The sequence below is a fragment of the Kitasatospora sp. NPDC093679 genome (assembly GCF_040683455.1).
Lineage (GTDB): Bacteria > Actinomycetota > Actinomycetes > Streptomycetales > Streptomycetaceae > Kitasatospora > Kitasatospora arboriphila.
This window is the reverse complement of sequence record NZ_JBFBDW010000012.1, coordinates 157,539-175,827: the sequence shown is the minus strand read 5'-3', so window position 1 is coordinate 175,827 and position 18,289 is coordinate 157,539. Positions and strand designations below refer to the sequence as shown.

16 protein-coding genes are annotated in these 18,289 nt (G+C 72.2%); 13 read left to right on the top strand and 3 right to left on the bottom strand.

What is annotated here, in order from left to right; translation table 11 throughout:
• Positions 1 to 42: 42 nt before the first annotated feature.
• The 9 genes from AB0O09_RS13625 to AB0O09_RS13585 all read left to right on the top strand — a co-directional run bounded on the left by AB0O09_RS13625 (position 43) and on the right by AB0O09_RS13585 (position 10,292).
• Positions 43 to 798: a YebC/PmpR family DNA-binding transcriptional regulator gene (locus tag AB0O09_RS13625; RefSeq protein ID WP_363541773.1), complete on the top strand. Its 756-nt coding sequence runs from the start codon at positions 43 to 45 to the stop codon at positions 796 to 798.
• A gap of 149 nt (positions 799 to 947) precedes the next feature.
• Entirely contained in the window at positions 948 to 1,517 is a 570-nt protein-coding gene (gene ruvC / locus AB0O09_RS13620) for a crossover junction endodeoxyribonuclease RuvC (protein ID WP_363541772.1), read from the top strand.
• Entirely contained in the window at positions 1,514 to 2,125 is a 612-nt protein-coding gene (gene ruvA, locus AB0O09_RS13615; protein ID WP_363541771.1) for a Holliday junction branch migration protein RuvA, read from the top strand. Before ruvC ends, ruvA begins: the two co-directional genes overlap by 4 nt.
• Positions 2,126 to 2,214: 89 nt before the next feature.
• Positions 2,215 to 3,303, top strand: coding sequence for a Holliday junction branch migration DNA helicase RuvB (gene ruvB / locus AB0O09_RS13610; RefSeq protein WP_363541770.1), 1,089 nt, complete (start codon positions 2,215 to 2,217; stop codon positions 3,301 to 3,303).
• Between the two features lie 175 nt (positions 3,304 to 3,478).
• Complete coding sequence (gene yajC / locus AB0O09_RS13605; RefSeq protein WP_363541769.1) at positions 3,479 to 3,865, top strand: preprotein translocase subunit YajC; 387 nt, start codon at positions 3,479 to 3,481, stop codon at positions 3,863 to 3,865.
• A gap of 234 nt (positions 3,866 to 4,099) precedes the next feature.
• Complete coding sequence (secD, locus tag AB0O09_RS13600; protein WP_363541785.1) at positions 4,100 to 5,827, top strand: protein translocase subunit SecD; 1,728 nt, start codon at positions 4,100 to 4,102, stop codon at positions 5,825 to 5,827.
• 4 nt (positions 5,828 to 5,831) lie between these two features.
• Complete coding sequence (gene secF, locus AB0O09_RS13595) at positions 5,832 to 6,938, top strand: protein translocase subunit SecF (RefSeq protein ID WP_363541768.1); 1,107 nt, start codon at positions 5,832 to 5,834, stop codon at positions 6,936 to 6,938.
• Between the two features lie 188 nt (positions 6,939 to 7,126).
• On the top strand, positions 7,127 to 7,678 hold the full coding sequence (locus AB0O09_RS13590; protein ID WP_263102449.1) for an adenine phosphoribosyltransferase: 552 nt from the start codon (positions 7,127 to 7,129) through the stop codon (positions 7,676 to 7,678).
• A 106-nt stretch (positions 7,679 to 7,784) separates the two neighbouring features.
• On the top strand, positions 7,785 to 10,292 hold the full coding sequence (locus tag AB0O09_RS13585; protein WP_363541767.1) for a bifunctional (p)ppGpp synthetase/guanosine-3',5'-bis(diphosphate) 3'-pyrophosphohydrolase: 2,508 nt from the start codon (positions 7,785 to 7,787) through the stop codon (positions 10,290 to 10,292).
• A gap of 168 nt (positions 10,293 to 10,460) precedes the next feature.
• Here AB0O09_RS13585 and AB0O09_RS13580 read toward each other — a convergent pair whose 3' ends face one another.
• Positions 10,461 to 10,910, bottom strand: coding sequence for a MarR family transcriptional regulator (locus tag AB0O09_RS13580; protein ID WP_363541765.1), 450 nt, complete (start codon positions 10,908 to 10,910; stop codon positions 10,461 to 10,463).
• 58 nt (positions 10,911 to 10,968) lie between these two features.
• Between AB0O09_RS13580 and AB0O09_RS13575 the strand changes: the two genes are divergently transcribed.
• Positions 10,969 to 11,832 (top strand): NmrA/HSCARG family protein, encoded by an 864-nt coding sequence (locus AB0O09_RS13575; protein WP_363541764.1) that lies wholly within the window; start codon positions 10,969 to 10,971, stop codon positions 11,830 to 11,832.
• Between the two features lie 81 nt (positions 11,833 to 11,913).
• Here the strand turns inward: AB0O09_RS13575 and AB0O09_RS13570 are convergent, their stop codons facing one another.
• Positions 11,914 to 13,143: a DUF349 domain-containing protein gene (locus tag AB0O09_RS13570; protein WP_363541763.1), complete on the bottom strand. Its 1,230-nt coding sequence runs from the start codon at positions 13,141 to 13,143 to the stop codon at positions 11,914 to 11,916.
• Between the two features lie 255 nt (positions 13,144 to 13,398).
• A complete protein-coding gene (locus AB0O09_RS13565) occupies positions 13,399 to 14,190 on the bottom strand; it encodes a peptidylprolyl isomerase (RefSeq protein ID WP_363541762.1) in 792 nt (263 codons plus the stop codon).
• Positions 14,191 to 14,428: 238 nt separating this feature from the next.
• Here AB0O09_RS13565 and AB0O09_RS13560 point away from each other — a divergent pair, with 238 nt between their 5' ends.
• From AB0O09_RS13560 to aspS, 3 genes are read left to right on the top strand one after another with little or no spacing between them, the layout of a single operon-like run.
• Entirely contained in the window at positions 14,429 to 15,136 is a 708-nt protein-coding gene (locus AB0O09_RS13560; protein ID WP_363541761.1) for an MBL fold metallo-hydrolase, read from the top strand.
• An 11-nt stretch (positions 15,137 to 15,147) separates the two neighbouring features.
• Complete coding sequence (hisS, locus tag AB0O09_RS13555) at positions 15,148 to 16,410, top strand: histidine--tRNA ligase (RefSeq protein ID WP_344624186.1); 1,263 nt, start codon at positions 15,148 to 15,150, stop codon at positions 16,408 to 16,410.
• Positions 16,407 to 18,194, top strand: a complete 1,788-nt coding sequence (gene aspS / locus AB0O09_RS13550; protein ID WP_363541760.1) for an aspartate--tRNA ligase — start codon at positions 16,407 to 16,409, stop codon at positions 18,192 to 18,194. The genes hisS and aspS overlap by 4 nt, the downstream gene beginning before the upstream one ends.
• Positions 18,195 to 18,289: the final 95 nt, after the last annotated feature.

Genomic DNA, 18,289 nt, shown 5'->3' with positions numbered 1-18,289 from the left:
CTCCTCTGTTCATTTCCCTTTGGCGACGTAAAGGAGCTGGCGATGTCCGGCCACTCTAAGTGGGCTACCACCAAGCACAAGAAGGCCGTGATCGACGCCAAGCGCGGCAAGCTCTTCGCCAAGATGATCAAGAACATCGAGGTGGCGGCGCGCACCGGCGGTGGCGACCCGGCCGGCAACCCCACGCTGTACGACGCCATCCAGAAGGCGAAGAAGAGCTCCGTCCCGATCGACAACATCAACCGGGCCGTCAAGCGCGGCTCCGGTGCCGAGGCCGGCGGCGCGGACTACTCGACGATCATGTACGAGGGCTACGGCCCGAACGGCGTGGCCGTCCTCATCGAGTGCCTCACCGACAACCGCAACCGCGCGGCCTCCGACGTCCGCGTCGCGATGACCCGCAACGGCGGCTCGATGGCCGACCCGGGCTCGGTGTCCTACATGTTCACCCGCAAGGGCGTCGTGATCGTCCCCAAGGCCGACGGCGTGGACGAGGACAAGGTGCTCGACGTCGTCCTGGAGGCGGGCGCCGAGGAGGTCAACGACCTCGGCGAGGCCTTCGAGGTGGTCTCCGAGGCCACCGACCTGGTCGCCGTCCGCACCTCGCTGGTCGACGCCGGCATCGACTACGACTCGGCCGACGCCAACTTCGTCCCCAGCGTGCAGGTCGAGCTGGACGCCGACGGCGCCCGCAAGATCTTCAAGCTGATCGACGCGCTGGAGGACAGCGACGACGTGCAGAACGTCTTCGCCAACTTCGACGTCTCCGACGAGATCATGGCCGAGCTCGACGCCTGACCACCCGTCCCCCGCCGCCCGGCAGTCCCCGCGACTGCCGGGCGGCGGCGTGTTCGGGTGCGGGGGCGCGGGCGTTGTCGGTGCCGCCCGGTACCCTGCGGAGGGCCGAGGGAGCAGGCCGGGCGGCGACACGGAAGACGGGGTGCGGAGTGCGGGTACTGGGCGTGGACCCGGGGCTGACCAGGTGCGGCGTCGGCGTGGTCGACGGCGCCCCCGGCCGGCCGCTGCGGATGGTCGGCGTCGGCGTGGTGCGCACCCCGGTCGACGCGGAGATCGGCGTGCGCCTGCTGCAGATAGAGCAGGGCCTGGAGCAGTGGCTCGACGAGCACCGGCCCGACCTGGTCGCCGTCGAGCGGGTCTTCGCCCAGCACAACGTCCGCACCGTGATGGGCACCGCCCAGGCCAGCGCCGTCGCCATGCTCTGCGCCACCCGCCGCGGCATCCCCGTCACCCTGCACACCCCGAGCGAGGTCAAGGCCGCCGTCACCGGCTCCGGCCGGGCCGACAAGGCGCAGGTCACCGCCATGGTGCAGCGCCTGCTGCGCCTGGACGCCCCGCCGAAGCCGGCCGACGCCGCCGACGCCCTCGCCCTCGCCATCTGCCACATCTGGCGGGGCGGCGCCCAGGGCCGCATCGCCGCCGCACTCGCCAAGTCCGCACCGGCGCCCGCGGCGCCCGCGGCCCGGCGCCCCGCCGCACGTCAGGAGTACCGCCGATGATCGCCTTCGTCCAGGGCCCGGTGGCCCACATCGCGGCCGGCACGGCCGTCGTCGAGGTCGGCGGGGTCGGGATGGCCGTCCAGTGCACCCCGAACACCCTGGCCGGGCTGCGGATCGGCGAGAGCGCCAGGCTCGCCACCTCGCTGGTGGTGCGCGAGGACTCGCTCACCCTGTTCGGCTTCGCCGACGACGACGAGCGCGCCCTCTTCGAGATCCTGCAGGCCGCGCCCGGGGTCGGCCCGCGGCTGGCGCAGGCGATGCTCGCCGTGCACAGCCCGGACGCGCTGAGGGCCGCGGTCGCCGGCGGCGACGAGAAGGCGCTGATCGCGGTGCCCGGCATCGGCAAGGCGAAGGCCGCCAAGCTGCTGCTGGAGTACAAGGACAAGCTCGGCGCCCCGCACGGCGCCGTGCCCGCCCAGAAGCCGGTCGCCACCGGCCCGGCCCCCTGGCACGAGCAGCTGCACGCCGCGCTGGTCGGTCTCGGTTACGCTCCCCGCGAGGCCGACGAGGCCGTCGCCGCGGTCACCCCGGAGGCCGAGGCGCAGCAGGTGCCGGACATCGGCGCCCTGCTGCGGGCCGCCCTGCGAGGGCTCAACCGGGCCCGCTGACCGGCCCCGGCCGCCCCCGGACCCGCCTGCCCGCCGACGCTTTGACCATCTGACGACCAGTCGTCATGTCGACTTTGGAGCCGCTCCCGATGAGCCCGTACGACACCGACCCCGCCGACCGCCCGGCGGCAGACCGGCTGGTGGGGGCGGCCGCCGACGGCGAGGACCAGGCCGTCGAGGCGGCCCTGCGCCCCAAGCTGCTGGAGGAGTTCATCGGCCAGGAGCGCGTCCGCGAGCAGCTCTCCCTGGTGCTCCAGGCCGCCCGCCAGCGCGGCACCGCCCCGGACCATGTCCTGCTCAGCGGCCCGCCCGGACTCGGCAAGACCACCCTGTCGATGATCATCGCCGCCGAGCTGGGCGCGCCGATCCGGATCACCTCCGGCCCGGCCATCCAGCACGCGGGCGACCTCGCCGCGATCCTCTCCTCGCTCACCGAGGGCGAGGTGCTCTTCCTCGACGAGATCCACCGGATGTCCCGGCCGGCCGAGGAGATGCTCTACATGGCGATGGAGGACTTCCGGGTCGACGTCATCGTCGGCAAGGGCCCCGGTGCCACCGCCATCCCGCTCGAACTGCCGCCCTTCACCCTGGTCGGCGCCACCACCCGGGCCGGCCTGCTGCCGCCCCCGCTGCGCGACCGCTTCGGCTTCACCGGCCACATGGAGTTCTACGCCCCCGCCGAACTGGAGCAGGTGGTGCACCGCTCCGCCGCCCTGCTGGACGTCGACATCGACCCGGCCGGCGCCGCCGAGATCGCCGGCCGCTCCCGCGGCACCCCGCGCATCGCCAACCGGCTGCTGCGCCGCGTCCGCGACTACGCCCAGGTCAGGCACGACGGCCGGGTCACCCGGGAGATCTCCGCCCAGGCGCTGGACGTGTACGAGGTGGACGCCCGCGGCCTGGACCGCCTCGACCGCGCGGTGCTGGACGCGCTGCTGCGGCTGTTCGGCGGCGGCCCGGTCGGCCTGTCCACCCTCGCCGTCGCCGTGGGGGAGGAGGCCGAGACGGTCGAGGAGGTCGCCGAGCCCTTCCTCGTCCGCGAGGGGCTGCTCGCCCGGACGCCGCGCGGCCGGATCGCCACCGCGGCGGCCTGGCGCCACCTCGGGATGGCCCCGCCCGTGCAGGGCGGCGGGGCGAAGACGTCCGACCAGGCCGCTTTGTTCCCGGACGGCCGCTAGTCGGCCACCGGAAAACGGGTGCATGCCAAGGGTCGCCACTTTCGGCGGCACACTGGCATGCTTGGCGTTGTCCGTACAGTGCGGGTCGCCTAGACTCCGCCGGACCGCCCCTCTCGACCGACGGGCCGACGTATACCAGGCCGCCGGCCGAGGCGGCCCGCAAAGGACCCTGGCTGTGGCTAATCTCATCATCCTCATCCTCCCGATCGTCGCGATCTTCCTGATGTTCCGCTCGCAGAAGAAGCGGCAGCAGCAGGCGGCGTCGATGCAGGCGACCCTCCAGCCGGGCGCCGGCGTGCGGACGATCGGTGGCATGTACGCCCAGGTCAAGGCGGTCAACGACGAGACCGTCGAGCTGGAGGTCGCCCCCGGCGTGGTGGTGCACTACACCAAGGGCGCCGTCGCCGCCGTGCTGGAGCCGCTCGAGTACGACGCGATCATCAACGGCCGCCCGGCGGAGGCCGACGAGGAGCCGGCCGCCGAGGCCGAGGTCGCCGAGGACGCCGAGAAGCCGCTGAGCCTCGCCAAGGACGCCGAGGCCGGCGCCACCGAGACCAAGTAGTACGGTCGGGCCCACCCAGGCCGTGCGGCAACCGGCCGCCGGCCCAGATGACCTCAGGGCCGCCCTGCGCCGCCGTCCCCCGTCCCGCCTCACGCCGGACCGGGGCGCGGCCCGCGGCGGCATGGACAGGGAGAAACGAGCAAGGTGGCAACACCCAAGTCGCGCCAGCGCGACGGTTACCCGGGGCGGGCGCTGGCCCTGATCCTGGTGGTCACCGTCGGACTGGTCGCCCTCATGTTCGGGACGGGCACCAAGACGCCCCGTCTCGGAATCGACCTCGCCGGTGGCACCAGCGTCACCCTGACCGCCAAGTCGGACGACAAGGCCGCGATCAACAAGTCCAACATGGACATCGCGACCGGCATCATCCAGAAGCGCGTCAACGGTATGGGCGTCTCCGAGGCGGAGGTCCAGACCCAGGGCGACAGCAACATCATCGTCAACATCCCCAACGGCGGTGACAAGCAGGCGGCGATCGAGCAGATCGGCACGACTGCCAAGCTCTACTTCCGTCCCGTGGTCGCGCTCGCGCCGACCGGGGTCGACCCCTCGTCGCTGAACACCGGCTCGCCGTCCCCGTCCGGCTCCGCCAGCCCGTCCGCGAGCGCCTCGGCGAACGCGTCCGGTGCCTCCGCGAGCCCCTCCGGCAAGGCGTCCACCGCCCCCAGCGCCAGCGCCAGCAAGGCCGGCCGTGCGGTGAGCGACGCGCTGAAGGCCGACCCGTCCACCTCCGCGAAGCCCTCGGCCACCGCGTCCGGCTCGGCCTCGGCCGCCCCGAGCGGCGGCGCCACCCCGTCCGCGCCGACCAGCATGAGCCCCGAGCAGCTGACCGCGGCGCTCACCCAGGGCACCGTGCCGGCCGACGTCCAGCAGCAGTTCGCCGCGCTGGACTGCTCCAAGCCCGAGCAGCGCAAGGACTACCAGACCGACCCGAAGAAGAACGCGGTCGGCTGCTCCTACGACAAGGAGCAGGGCGTCTGGTACAAGTTCGCGCTCGGCCCGGTCGCCGTGAACGGCGCCGACGTGTCCAAGGCCTCGGCCCTGTTCGACACCCAGCGGGCCGGCGGCTGGCAGGTCGACCTGTCGTTCAACGACAACGGCTCCAAGGCCTTCGCGAGCACCACCGGCACCCTGGCCACCCAGGCCTCCCCGGCCAACCAGTTCGCCATCGTCCTGGACGGCAAGGTGGTCTCCCACCCGTACGTCAGCCAGTCGATCACCGGCGGCTCGGCCACCATCTCCGGCAGCTTCAGCCAGGAGGACGCCAAGGGCCTGGCCAACGTGCTGAGCTACGGCGCGCTGCCGCTGACCTTCGACATGAGCGACGTCACCACCGTCTCCCCGCAGCTCGGCGGCGACCAGCTGCAGGCCGGCCTGATCGCCGGCGCCATCGGCCTGGTGCTGGTGGTCGTGTACTCGCTCGTCTACTACCGGGGCCTGGGCCTGGTCTCCATCGCCGGTCTGCTGGTCTCGGCGGTCCTGACCTACGCGATCATGTGCCTGCTCGGCAGGAGCATCGGCTTCGCGCTGAACCTGCCCGCGGTCTGCGGCGCGATCGTCGCCATCGGCATCACGGCGGACTCGTTCATCGTGTACTTCGAGCGCATCCGCGACGAGGTCCGCGACGGCGCCCCGCTGCGGCCCGCCGTCCAGCGCGCCTGGCCGCGCGCCCGCCGCACCATCCTGGTCTCCGACTTCGTATCGTTCCTCTGTGCCGCGGTGCTGTACGTCGTCTCGGTCGGCAAGGTCCAGGGCTTCGCGTTCACGCTCGGCCTGACCACCCTGCTCGACATCGTGGTGATCTTCCTGTTCACCAAGCCGATGATCACCCTGCTGGCGCGGCGGAAGTTCTTCGCGAACGGCCACCCGTGGTCCGGCCTCGACCCGAAGCGGCTCGGCGCCCGCCCGCCGATCCGCGGCAGCCGTCGCCGTTCCTCCGCCAACGCCCCCAAGGAGGCCTGACGCCATGTCCCTTCGGAACATCGGCCACCGGCTCTACCAGGGCGAGGTCAGCTTCGACTTCGTCGGCAAGCGCAAGATCTGGTACTCCATCTCGGGCGTCATCGTCCTCGTCGCGGCGATCGGCCTGGCGATGGGCCTGCACCTGGGCATCGAGTTCAAGGGCGGCTCGGTCTACACCGTCCAGAAGCAGGGCCTGACGGTCTCGCAGGCGCAGGACGCCGCCAACCACATCACCGGTGACACCACCGCGCAGGTGCAGAAGACCGGCGACGGCAAGATCCGCATCCAGGTCAGCTCCGAGGAGAAGATCAGCGGCCCCGCGTTCTCCCAGGAGCTCTCCAAGGAGATCGGCGTCCCGACCAAGGACATCGACGCCCAGGTGATCGGCCCCTCCTGGGGCAAGCAGATCTCCCAGAAGGCCCTGCTCGGCCTGGTCGTCTTCATGGTGCTGGTCACCGCCTACCTGGCCATCGCCTTCGAGTGGCGGATGGCGCTGGCGGCGCTGGTCGCCCTGATCCACGACCTCCTGATCACCATCGGCGTCTACGCCCTGGTCGGCTTCGAGGTCACCCCCGGTACCGTGATCGGCTTCCTGACGATCCTCGGCTACTCGCTCTACGACACGGTCGTCGTCTTCGACACCGTGAAGGAGAACACCCGGGGCATCACCAAGCAGAACCGGCGCACCTACAGCGAGGCCGCCAACCTGGGCCTCAACCAGACCCTGGTGCGCTCGATCAACACCACCGTGGTCGCCCTGCTGCCCGTCACCGCCCTGCTGTTCATCGGCGGCGGCATGCTCGGCGCCGGCACGCTGAACGACATCTCGCTCGCGCTGTTCATCGGTCTGGCCGCCGGCGCGTACTCGTCGATCTGCGTCGCCACCCCGCTGCTCGCGCAGCTCAAGGAGCAGACCCCGGAGATGCGCGCGCTCGCCAAGCGCGTCGCGCAGCGCCGGGCCGCGGACGCCAAGGCCGCCGAGGCCGCCGGCACCGCGGAGGACGCCGAGAACGCGGAGGACGGCGAGGAGGTCGGCGCCGGCGTGGTCGGCCAGCGCAACCAGCCGGTCGCCCGCACCCGCGGCAAGGGCCGCCCGTCCGGGAAGCGCTGACCGGACACCGCACGGTCCGGCCGGCCCGAGGAGACTCGGGCCGGCCGGACCTTTTCCGTCACCGGGTGTCGCTGCGGGTAAGGTCGAACCGCAGATCGGGCCCGCCTGCCACGTCCGGCCCGCTGCACGCACAGGCCCGCTGCGCACATCAGGCCCGAAGGCCCCCGCCGACCCCCGAAGGACCCCACGTGACCTCGCCCGACCCCGTCCTCGCCGAGCTGCTGACCAGCCGGATCCGGGACGTCCCGGACTACCCGAAGCCCGGTGTGCTGTTCAAGGACATCGCGCCGCTGCTCGCCGACGCGGAGGCCTTCGGTGCGCTCACCCGGGCGCTCGCCGGCCGCGCCGCCGAGCTCGGGGCGACCAAGGTGGTCGGCCTGGAGGCCCGCGGCTTCGTCCTGGCCGCCCCCGCGGCCTTCGCGGCCGGCCTCGGCTTCGTGCCGATCCGCAAGAAGGGCAAGCTGCCCGGCGACGTCTTCGCCCGCTCCTACGACCTCGAGTACGGCTCCGCCACGCTGGAGGTCCAGTGCGACGCCTTCGCGCCCGGGGAGAAGGTGCTGGTCGTCGACGACGTGCTCGCCACCGGCGGCACCCTCGGCGCCTCGCTGGACCTCGTCCGTGAGGCCGGCGCCGAGCTGGCCGGCGTGGTCGTGCTGATGGAGCTCGGCTTCCTGCCGGGCCGCGAGCGGCTCACCGGCCACCTCGCCGGAGCGCCGCTGGACGCCCTGGTCACCGTCTGACCCGCGCGGACCCGGGCGCGGCGGCAGGTCCGCAGGCCGGCCGCCGCGCCCTCGGGTCCCGGTTCCGCGCCGGGCGGCCGACCGGCCGGGCCGCACTCTCGGTACCATGAAGATTCATCCCCTCTCGGTTGCACGACCGACGGGTGCGACCGATGGCGCGACCGCCCGAACGAGGGGGAGGCCCTTGCGCCCCCGAGGAGTGTCCTTGCCCGACGAGGTTGTGCCCACCGCGGAGGCCACCGCGCCCGAGAGCCGTCCCGCGCCCTCCGGCGCCGGCCCGGCGCGTCCCGCCCCGCCGCCCGGCCACCGGCCCTCCTCCGGCGGCATGCGCGCCCGCCTCGCACGGCTCGGCGGCCAGCGCAGCAGCGCGGTCAACCCCGTCCTGGAGCCGCTGTTCCGCACCATCCGGGCGAACGACCCGAAGGCCGACCCGGTCCTGCTCAAGGAGATCGAGAAGGCCTACGCCGTCGCCGAGAAGTGGCACCGCGGCCAGAAGCGCAAGAGCGGCGACCCGTACATCACCCACCCGCTCGCGGTGGCGACCATCCTCGCCGAGCTCGGCATGGACGCCCCCACCCTGATGGCGGGCCTGTTGCACGACACCGTCGAGGACACCGACTACGGCCTGGAGACGCTCCGGCAGGACTTCGGCGACGCCGTCGCACTGCTGGTCGACGGCGTCACCAAGCTGGACCGGGTCAAGTTCGGCGAGGCCGCGCAGGCCGAGACCGTGCGCAAGATGGTCGTCGCGATGGCCAAGGACCCGCGCGTCCTGGTGATCAAGCTCGCCGACCGCCTGCACAACATGCGCACCATGCGCTACCTCAAGCGGGAGAAGCAGGAGAAGAAGGCCCGCGAGACGCTGGAGATCTACGCCCCGCTGGCGCACCGGCTGGGCATGAACACCATCAAGTGGGAGCTGGAGGACCTCGCCTTCGCGATCCTCTACCCCAAGATGTACGACGAGATCGTGCGCCTGGTGGCCGAGCGCGCGCCCAAGCGGGACGAGTACCTGGCCACCGTGATCGACCAGGTGCAGGGCGACCTGCGCGGCGCCCGGATCCAGGCCCAGGTCACCGGCCGGCCGAAGCACTACTACTCGGTCTACCAGAAGATGATCGTGCGGGGCCGCGACTTCGCCGAGATCTACGACCTGGTGGGCATCCGGGTCCTGGTCGACACCGTCCGCGACTGCTACGCGGCGCTGGGCACCATCCACGCGCGGTGGAACCCGGTGCCGGGGCGGTTCAAGGACTACATCGCGATGCCCAAGTTCAACATGTACCAGTCGCTGCACACGACGGTCATCGGGCCCGGCGGCAAGCCGGTCGAGCTGCAGATCCGCACCTTCGACATGCACCGCCGCGCCGAGTACGGCATCGCCGCGCACTGGAAGTACAAGCAGCGCGCGGTGGCCGGCGCCTCCAAGGTCCGCACCGACACCCCCGCGCACGCCCGCAAGCACGACAAGGCCGACGCCGTCAACGAGATGGCCTGGCTGCGGCAGCTGCTGGACTGGCAGAAGGAGACCGAGGACCCGAGCGAGTTCCTGGAGTCGCTGCGCTTCGACCTCTCCAGCAACGAGGTCTTCGTCTTCACCCCCAAGGGCGACGTGATAGCGCTGCCCGCCAAGGCCACCCCGGTGGACTTCGCCTTCGCCGTGCACACCGAGGTCGGCTACCGCTGCATCGGCGCCCGGGTGAACGGCCGCCTGGTGCCGCTGGAGTCCGAGCTGGAGAACGGCGACACCGTCGAGGTCTTCACCTCCAAGGCGGAGAACGCCGGTCCCTCCCGGGACTGGCTCACCTTCGTCAAGTCGCCGCGCGCCCGCAACAAGATCCGTGCCTGGTTCTCCAAGGAACGCCGCGAGGAGGCCATCGAGCACGGCAAGGAGGCCATCGCCCGGGCCATGCGCAAGCAGGGCCTGCCGATCCAGCGCATCCTCACCGGCGACTCCCTGGTCACCCTGGCGCACGAGATGCGGTACCCCGACATCTCCTCGCTCTACGCCGCGATCGGCGAGGGCCACGTCGCCGCGCAGTCCATCGTGCAGAAGCTGGTGCAGGCGCTCGGCGGCGAGGAGGGCGCGACCGAGGACCTCGCCGAGACGGCCACCCCGACGCACCAGAGCCGCTCGCTGCGGCGTCGCGCCAAGGGTGACCCGGGTGTGATCGTCAAGGGCACCGAGGACGTCTGGGTCAAGCTGGCCCGCTGCTGCACCCCGGTGCCGGGCGACCCGATCGTCGGCTTCGTGACCCGCGGCAACGGCGTCTCGATCCACCGCTCGGACTGCGTGAACGTCGAGGCGCTCTCGCAGCAGCCGGAGCGCATGATCGAGGTCGAGTGGGCGGCCACCCAGTCCTCGGTCTTCCTGGTGGCCATCCAGGTCGAGGCGCTGGACCGCTCGCGACTGCTCTCGGACGTCACCCGGGTGCTCTCCGACCAGCACGTCAACATCCTGTCGGCGGCGGTGCAGACCTCCCGGGACCGGGTGGCGATGAGCCGCTTCACCTTCGAGATGGGCGACCCCAAGCACCTCGGCCACGTCCTGAAGGCCGTCCGCGGCGTGGAGGGCGTCTACGACGTGTACCGGGTCACCTCGGCCAAGAAGTAGAGGAACCACTGGGGGCAGCAGCCAGGGGCGCGGGGAACTGCGCAATTCGGATGCGGGTGTCGTGGCAGATCAGGGCTTGGCCCGTTCTGTGAGGACGCCCGCATCCGAATTGCGCAGTTCTTCCCCAGCCTTCGGCCGGGAGGTGCTCCCACGCGCCCCTGAGGGGTTTCACCTGCTCTCGCGGAGGCGCTGGATCTGGCGGTCGGCGAGTTCGGTGGTGCGGCGCATGTGGCGGGCGAGGAAGGCGAGTTCCTCCTCGGTGTACTCGGCCAGCATCGCGTCCCAGCCCTCGCCGAGTTCGCCCCAGAGTTCGCCGAGGCGGGCCGCCGCCTCGGGCACCGGTTCGACCAGCACCCGCCGGCGGTCCTCCTCGTCGCGTCGGCGGGTGACGTAGCCGGCCCGTTCCAGCCGGTCCACCAGACGGGTGGCCGAGCCGCTGGTGAGCCCGGTCAGCTCGGCGATCCGGCCGGTGGTGAGCGGTCCCTCCTCCAGGCCCAGCAGGTTGAGGCACTGCACGTCGGTGGGGTGCAGCCCGAGCCGGTCCGCCACCGCCTGGTTGAACAGCGCGTACGAGGCGAGGTAGCGACGGGAGTCGGCTTCCAGGTCGTGCGGCCGCATGGGCATCCTCCCGATAAATTATCTGCGCGACGCAGAGAACTCGTCCTACAGTGTCTGCATGACGCAGACATCATATGTCGCGGTGGCCGGAGCCACCGGCACCCAGGGCGCCGCCGTGGTCGACGCCCTCCTCGCGCGGGGCCTGTCCGTCCGTGCCCTCACCCGTACCCCCGACTCGGCTGCCGCCCGCTCGCTCGCTGCCGCTGGCGCCCGGGTGGTGGCCGCCGACTTCGACGACCGGGAGTCCCTGGACGCCGCCCTCGCCGGTGCCGCCGCCCTCTTCGCCATGTCGACGCCGTTCGGCACGGACCTCGCCACCGAGGTCCGCCAGGGCACCGCCCTGGTCGAGGCCGCCGCCGACGCCCGGGTCGGCCACATCGTGTTCACCTCCGCCGCGCACGCCGACCGCGACACCGGCATCCCGCACTTCGACAGCAAGTACCGGATCGAACGCCGGCTCGCCGGGCTCGGCGTGCCCTGGACCGTCCTCGGCCCCGCGGCCTTCATGGAGAACTACGCGGGGGAGTGGACCCTGCAGGGCCTGCGCGAGGGCGGCTTCGTGCTCCCCATGCCGCCCGAGCGCCCGCTCGCGCTCGTCCCCGCCCGTGACATCGGCGCCTTCGCCGCGCTCGCGCTCACCCGCCCCGACGAGTTCGCCGGCCGGCGGATCGACCTCGCCTCGGACGCCCTGACCTGCCCCGGGATCGCCGAGGTGCTCAGCTCCGCCACCGGCCGGCCGATCGGCTTCCGCCGACTGCCGCTCGCCGAGATCGAGGCGTACTCCGCCGACCTCGCCGCGATGTTCCGCTACTTCACCGAGACCGGGCTCGACATCGACACCGCGGCGCTGCGCCGCGACCACCCCGAGGTCGGCTGGCAGGACTTCGCCGCCTGGGCGCACGGCCGCACCTGGCCGCTGTGACCGGACGGGCGGCGACCGGAACGGCGCGGAGGGCCCCCGCCGCGGCGGGGGCCCTCCGGTCGTGCGCGGGGGAGCGGGGCGTCAGCCGCCGAACTCCTCCAGGCTCTTCTGGGCCTGGTCCAGCAGGGCCTGACGGCCCGCCAGCTCGGACTCCAGCTTGGCGACCCGGCTCGCGTTGCCGGCCGCACGGGCCTTGTCCAGGTCCGCCTGCAGCTTGTCCACGGCCTGCTGCAGCAGACCGGTCATGCCGGCCGCGCGGGCCTTGGCCTCCGGGTTGGTGCGCTGCCACTCGGCGTCCTCGGCCTCGCGGACCGCCCGCTCGACGGCGTTCAGCCGGCCGTCCAGCTGGCCGCGGGCGGCACGCGGCACGTGGCCGATCGCCTCCCAGCGCTCGTTGACCTCGCGCAGCGCCGCCTTCGCCGCCTTGAGGTCGGTGATCGGCAGGATCGCCTCCGCCTCCAGCAGCAGCGCCTCCTTGAGCTTCTGGTTCTCGCCCTGCTCGGCGTCCCGCTCGCTGAACGCGGAGGACCGGGCCTGGAAGAAGACGTCCTGGGCGCCGCGGAACCGCGCCCACAGCTCCTCCTCCGCGTCCCGCTGCGCCCGCCCGGCCGCCTTCCACTGCGCCATCAGGTCGCGGTAGCGCGCGGCGGTGTCGCCCCACTCCGTCGAGCCGGAGAGCGCCTCGGCCTCGGCGACCAGCTTCTCCTTGGTCTGCCGGGCGTGCTCGCGCTCGTTGTCGAGCGCCGCGAAGTGCGCCTTGCGGTGCTTGGAGAACACCGAGCGGGCGTGCGAGAAGCGGTGCCACAGCTCGTCGTCGCTCTTGCGGTCCAGCCGGGGCAGGCCCTTCCAGGTCTCCACCAGGGCGCGCAGCCGGTCGCCGGCCTCCCGCCACTGGGTGGACTCGGCGAGCTGCTCGGCCTCGGCGACCAGCGCCTCCTTGGCCGAACGCGCGTCCTCCTGGGCCTTCGCACGGGCCGCGCGCCGCTCCGCCTGGCGGGACTCGATCTCGCCGCTCAGCGTCTCGAGGCGCTTGGCGAGCGAGTCCAGGTCGCCGACCGCGTGCGCCTCGGCCACCTGGGCCTTGAGGTGGTCCAGGGCGACCTGGGCCTCCTTGGCGGCCAGGTCGGTCTTCCGGACGCGGTGCTCCAGCAGGCCGATCTCGGCCTCCAGCCCCTGGTACTTGCGCTCGAAGTACGCCAGGGCCTCCTCCGGGGAGCCGGCCTGCCAGGAGCCGACGACGCGTTCGCCCTCGGCCGTCCTGACGTACACGGTCCCCTGCTCGTCGACACGGCCCCACGGGTCGCTGCTCACAGCGCCTCCTCCAATGACGTCCCGCCCGCCGCAGCGGCGTCGGCACGTCGTCCACAGTTGAATGTGCGGCGGACCGGTGGAGTCCGCCGTCCTGCCGCCGAGTGCTGCCGAGGGTGACGGCCGACGGTCAGGGCACCCTATACAACAGCAACATAGGCGACCAGCGTCGGTGCTGTCCGCATCCGGGCCGGGTGATTTCCCGGCCGATCGCGGTGACCGGACGGCCGGGAGCCGGCCGGTCACCGCCCGGGGGGATCAACCCTTCGTCGTGGTCACCGAGTTGAGGACGACGTCGGCCACCGGCGCGCCGTCGCCGCCGCCGCCCTGCACACCGCCCGCGGCGATGTTCTGCACGACGTCGAGGCCGCCCGTCACCTTGCCGAACGGCGTGTAGTTCGGCGGGAGCTGGGTGTCCTTGTAGACCAGGAAGAACTGGCTGCCGTTGGTGCCCGCGCCGGCGTTGGCCATCGCCACCGTGCCGGCCGGGTAGGTCGCGCCGGTCAGGTTCTCGTCCGCGAACTGGTAGCCGGGGCCGCCGGACCCGGTGCCCGTCGGGTCGCCGCACTGCAGCACGTAGATGCCCTCGGTGGTGAGCCGGTGGCACTTGGTGTGGTCGAAGTACTTCTCGTTCGACAGGAACGCGAAGGAGTTCACCGTGTGCGGGGCCTTCGCGGCGTCCAGCGCGATGGTGACCTTGCCGCAGCTGGTGTCCAGCGCCATCGTGTACGAGGCCTTGGTGTCCACCGTCATCGCCGGCTCGGTCTTGAACTGCTTGCCGTTCGGGGAGCCCGGCGCCGGCGTGGTGCAGCCCTTGACCGGGGTGGCCGCCGCGGTCGGCGTGGGGGCCGCGGCCGCGTCCTTCTTGTCGCCGTCCGAGCCGCCGAGCGCCCAGGCCGCACCGGCAGCCGCGACCACCGCGACGGCCACGCCCGCGCCGACCAGCACGTTGCGCTTGCGCGCCTGCTTCTGGGCCTCGGCCCGGCGCTGCATCTGGCGCTCGTACTTCTCGCGGGCGAGCTGCCGCCGCCGCTGTTCGCTGCTGACCACCGGCCGTGTCTCCTGTGAATGCTGAGGCGGGGATTGGGGGGTTCCGGTGCGGATCATCGCATCCGCAGGCGGCCAAGTGTAAGGACCCCGGGCGTAAGCACGAGATCAAACGGCTCCGCCACCGGGCTATCTGGTTCGCTCCCGGTGCCGTGCCGCCGGTAGGCTGCGGTGTGACCGGGCGGTGACACGACCGCCCGCGGCCTCCCGAATCGCCGCCCGACTCGACCGAAGGACTCACGTGTTCGTCGCCGGATTTCCCGCCGGAGCCTGGGGCACCAACTGCTACCTGGTCGCACCGGCCGCCGGCGAGGAGTGCGTGATCGTCGACCCCGGCCACGAGGCCGCGCGGGGCGTCGAGGACCTCGTCCGCGAGCACCGGCTCAAGCCGGTCGCGGTGCTGCTCACCCACGGACACATCGACCACATCGCCTCCGTGGTCCCGGTCTGCGGCGCCCGCGGCGTCCCGGCGTGGATCCACCCCGAGGACCGCTACATGATGAAGGACCCGGGCCGCGGCCTGGGCCGCTCGCTCGGGCAGCAGATCATGGGCTCGATCACCGTCGGCGAGCCGGACGACGTCCGCGAACTCACCGACGGCAGCGTGCTGGAGCTCGCCGGCCTGGAGCTCACCGTCGACCACGCCCCCGGCCATACCAGGGGGTCGGTGACCTTCCGGACGCCCTTGTCGGACCAGATCCCCCCGGTCCTGTTCTCGGGCGACCTGCTGTTCGCCGGCTCCGTCGGGCGTACGGACCTCCCGGGCGGGGACAGCAAGGCGATCATGGAATCGCTGGCCCGGGTGTGCCTGCCCCTCGACGACGAGACCGTGGTCCTGTCCGGCCACGGCTCCCAGACCACCATCGGCCGCGAGCGCGCCACCAACCCGTACCTCCTGCAGGCGGCCGGTGCGCAGGACGCTCCGGCCCACCCGCGACGAGGAATGTGACGGAAGAGACGTTGAGCACCTTCTCCGCCCCCAAGGGCACCTACGACCTGCTGCCCCCGAGCTCCGCGACCTTCCTGGCGATCCGCGAGCGCCTCTCCGCGCCCGCCCGCCTGGCCGGGTACGGCTACGTCGAGACGCCGGTCTTCGAGGACGTGAAGCTCTTCTCCCGCGGCGTCGGCGAGTCCACCGACATCGTCACCAAGGAGATGTACAACCTCACCACCAAGGGCGGCGACGAGCTCGCGCTGCGCCCCGAGGGCACCGCCTCGGTGCTGCGCGCCGCCCTCCAGGCCAACCTGCACAAGCAGGGCAACCTGCCGGTCAAGCTCTGGTACTCGGGCTCGTACTACCGCTACGAGCGCGCCCAGAAGGGCCGCTACCGCCAGTTCGCCCAGGTCGGTGCCGAGGCGATCGGCGCGGAGGACGCGGCGCTCGACGCCGAGCTGATCGTCCTCGCCGACGACGCCTTCCGCTCGCTCGGCCTGAGCGACTACACGCTGCTGCTCAACAGCCTCGGCGACAAGCAGTGCCGCCCGGTCTACCGCGCCGCCTTGGTCGAGTTCCTCGCCGGCCTCGACCTCGACGAGGACACCCGCCGCCGCGCGGAGATCAACCCGCTGCGCGTCCTCGACGACAAGCGCGAGTCGGTGCAGGCCCAGCTCGGCGGCGCCCCGATGCTGCGCGACTACCTCTGCGAGGACTGCAAGGCCTACGACGAGAAGGTCCGCGAGCTGCTCACCGCCAACGGCGTGGCCTTCACCGACGACCCCAAGCTCGTCCGCGGCCTGGACTACTACACCCGCACCACCTTCGAGTTCGTGCACAACGGCCTCGGCGCCCAGTCCGCGATCGGCGGCGGCGGCCGCTACGACGGGCTCTCCGAGATGATCGGCGGCCCCGCGCTGCCGTCCGTCGGCTGGGCCCTCGGGGTGGACCGCACCTACCTGGCCCTGGAGGCCGAGGGCGTCGTCCTCGACCTGCCCGCGCCGACCGCCGTCTACGCCGTCGCGCTCGGCGAGGAGGCCAAGAACGTCCTCTTCGCCAAGGTGGTCGAGCTGCGCCGCGCAGGGGTGGCCACCGACCTCGCCTTCGGCGTCAAGAGCATCAAGAACGCCATGAAGTCCGCCGACCGTTCCGGCGCCCGCTTCGCCCTGGTCGCTGGGGACCGAGATCTCGCCGCCGGGGTCGTCCAGCTCAAGGACATGACCACCGGCGAGCAGGTCCCCGTCGCCCTCGAAGCACTCGTATCCACCCTGAAGGAGAAGCAGCTGTGATCCGCACGCACGACGCGGGCACGCTCCGCGCGGAGCACGCCGGAACGACCGTCACCCTGGCCGGCTGGGTCGCCCGCCGCCGCGACCACGGCGGCGTGGCCTTCATCGACCTGCGCGACGCCTCCGGCACCGTGCAGATCGTCGTCCGCGACACCCTCGACGCCGCCGGCGAATCAGTCCACGAGCTGCGCGCCGAGTACTGCGTCAAGGTCGTCGGCGAGGTCCGCGTGCGCCCCGAGGGCAACGAGAACCCCGACATCGCCACCGGCGCCGTCGAGGTCGTCGTCAGCGCGATCGAGGTGCTCTCCGAGGCAGCCCCCGTCCCGTTCCCGGTCGCCGAGTACGAGCCCGGTACGGTCAACGAGGAGGTGCGCCTGCGCTACCGCTACCTGGACCTCCGCCGCGAGGGCCCGGCCCGCGCGCTGCGCCTGCGCTCCAAGGTCAACAACATCATCCGCCGGGTGATGGAGGAGAACGACTACCTCGACATCGAGACGCCGTACCTCACCCGCTCCACCCCCGAGGGCGCCCGCGACTTCCTCGTCCCCGTCCGTCTGCAGCCCGGCCACTGGTACGCCCTGCCGCAGTCGCCCCAGCTGTTCAAGCAGCTGCTGATGGTGGCCGGCATGGAGCGCTACTACCAGATCGCCCGCTGCTTCCGCGACGAGGACTTCCGCGCCGACCGCCAGCCGGAGTTCACCCAGCTCGACATCGAGGCCTCGTTCGTCGACCAGGAGGACGTCCTGGCCCTCGGCGAGAAGATCATCGGCGCGATCTGGCGCGACGTCCACGGCTACGAGGTCCCCAACCCGCTGCCGCGGATGACCTACGCCGACGCGATGGCCCGCTACGGCTCCGACAAGCCGGACGTCCGCTTCGGCCAGGAGCTGACCGACCTCACCGAGTACTTCGCCGGCACCGAGTTCCGCGTGTTCCAGGCCCCGTACGTCGGCGCGGTCGTCATGCCCGGCGGCGCCTCGCAGCCCCGCAAGCAGCTCGACGCCTGGCAGGACTGGGCCAAGGCCCGCGGCGCCCGCGGCCTCGCCTACGTCCTCGTCGACGCCGAGACCGGCGAGCTCCGCGGCCCGGTCGCCAAGAACCTCTCCGAGGAGCACCTGGCCGGCCTCGCCGCCGCCGCCGGTGCCAAGCCCGGCGACGCGGTCTTCTTCGCCGCCGGCAAGAAGGCCCCCTCGCAGGAGCTGCTCGGCGCCGCCCGCCTGGAGATCGGCCGCCGCTGCAACCTGATCGACGAGTCCCAGTGGGCCTTCCTCTGGGTCGTCGACTTCCCGATGTTCGAGCCCATCGAGGACGACAAGGGCGAGTTCCAGGGCTGGCACGCGGTGCACCACCCCTTCACCGCGCCCACCGCCGAGTCGCTCGCCACCTTCGACACCGACCCGGGCAACGCGCTCTCCAACGCCTACGACCTGGTGCTCAACGGCTCCGAGCTGGGCGGCGGTTCGATCCGTATCCATCAGCGGGACGTCCAGAAGCGCGCGTTCGACGCGATCGGCCTCTCCGAGGAGGAGGCGACCTCGCAGTTCGGCTTCCTGCTGGACGCTTTCAACTACGGCCCGCCGCCGCACGGCGGCGTCGCCTTCGGCCTGGACCGCATCGTCACCCTCCTCGGCGGGTACGACACCATCCGTGACGTCATCGCCTTCCCGAAGACGTCCACCGGCGGCGACCCGCTGACCGGTGCCCCGACCCCGATCACCCCCGCGCAGCGCCGCGAGGCCGGGGTCGACGCCAAGCCCAAGTCGGAGACCGAGCCCAAGGCCTGACCGAGGTCGGCTACCCTGTCACGGCCCCGGGGGGGGGAGAGCAACCCCCCGGGCCGGGGCCCAACAGCGGGGGGAGCCACAGGGGGGGAGCACAA

Coding starts and splice junctions, on each gene's coding strand:
- AB0O09_RS13625 (WP_363541773.1), top strand. CDS start 43: ATGTCCGGCCACTCTAAGTGGGCTACCACCAAGCACAAGAAGGCCGTG.
- ruvA (WP_363541771.1), top strand. CDS start 1,514: ATGATCGCCTTCGTCCAGGGCCCGGTGGCCCACATCGCGGCCGGCACG.
- ruvB (WP_363541770.1), top strand. CDS start 2,215: ATGAGCCCGTACGACACCGACCCCGCCGACCGCCCGGCGGCAGACCGG.
- secD (WP_363541785.1), top strand. CDS start 4,100: ATGTTCGGGACGGGCACCAAGACGCCCCGTCTCGGAATCGACCTCGCC.
- secF (WP_363541768.1), top strand. CDS start 5,832: ATGTCCCTTCGGAACATCGGCCACCGGCTCTACCAGGGCGAGGTCAGC.
- AB0O09_RS13585 (WP_363541767.1), top strand. CDS start 7,785: ATGAAGATTCATCCCCTCTCGGTTGCACGACCGACGGGTGCGACCGAT.
- AB0O09_RS13580 (WP_363541765.1), bottom strand. CDS start 10,910: ATGCGGCCGCACGACCTGGAAGCCGACTCCCGTCGCTACCTCGCCTCG.
- AB0O09_RS13575 (WP_363541764.1), top strand. CDS start 10,969: ATGACGCAGACATCATATGTCGCGGTGGCCGGAGCCACCGGCACCCAG.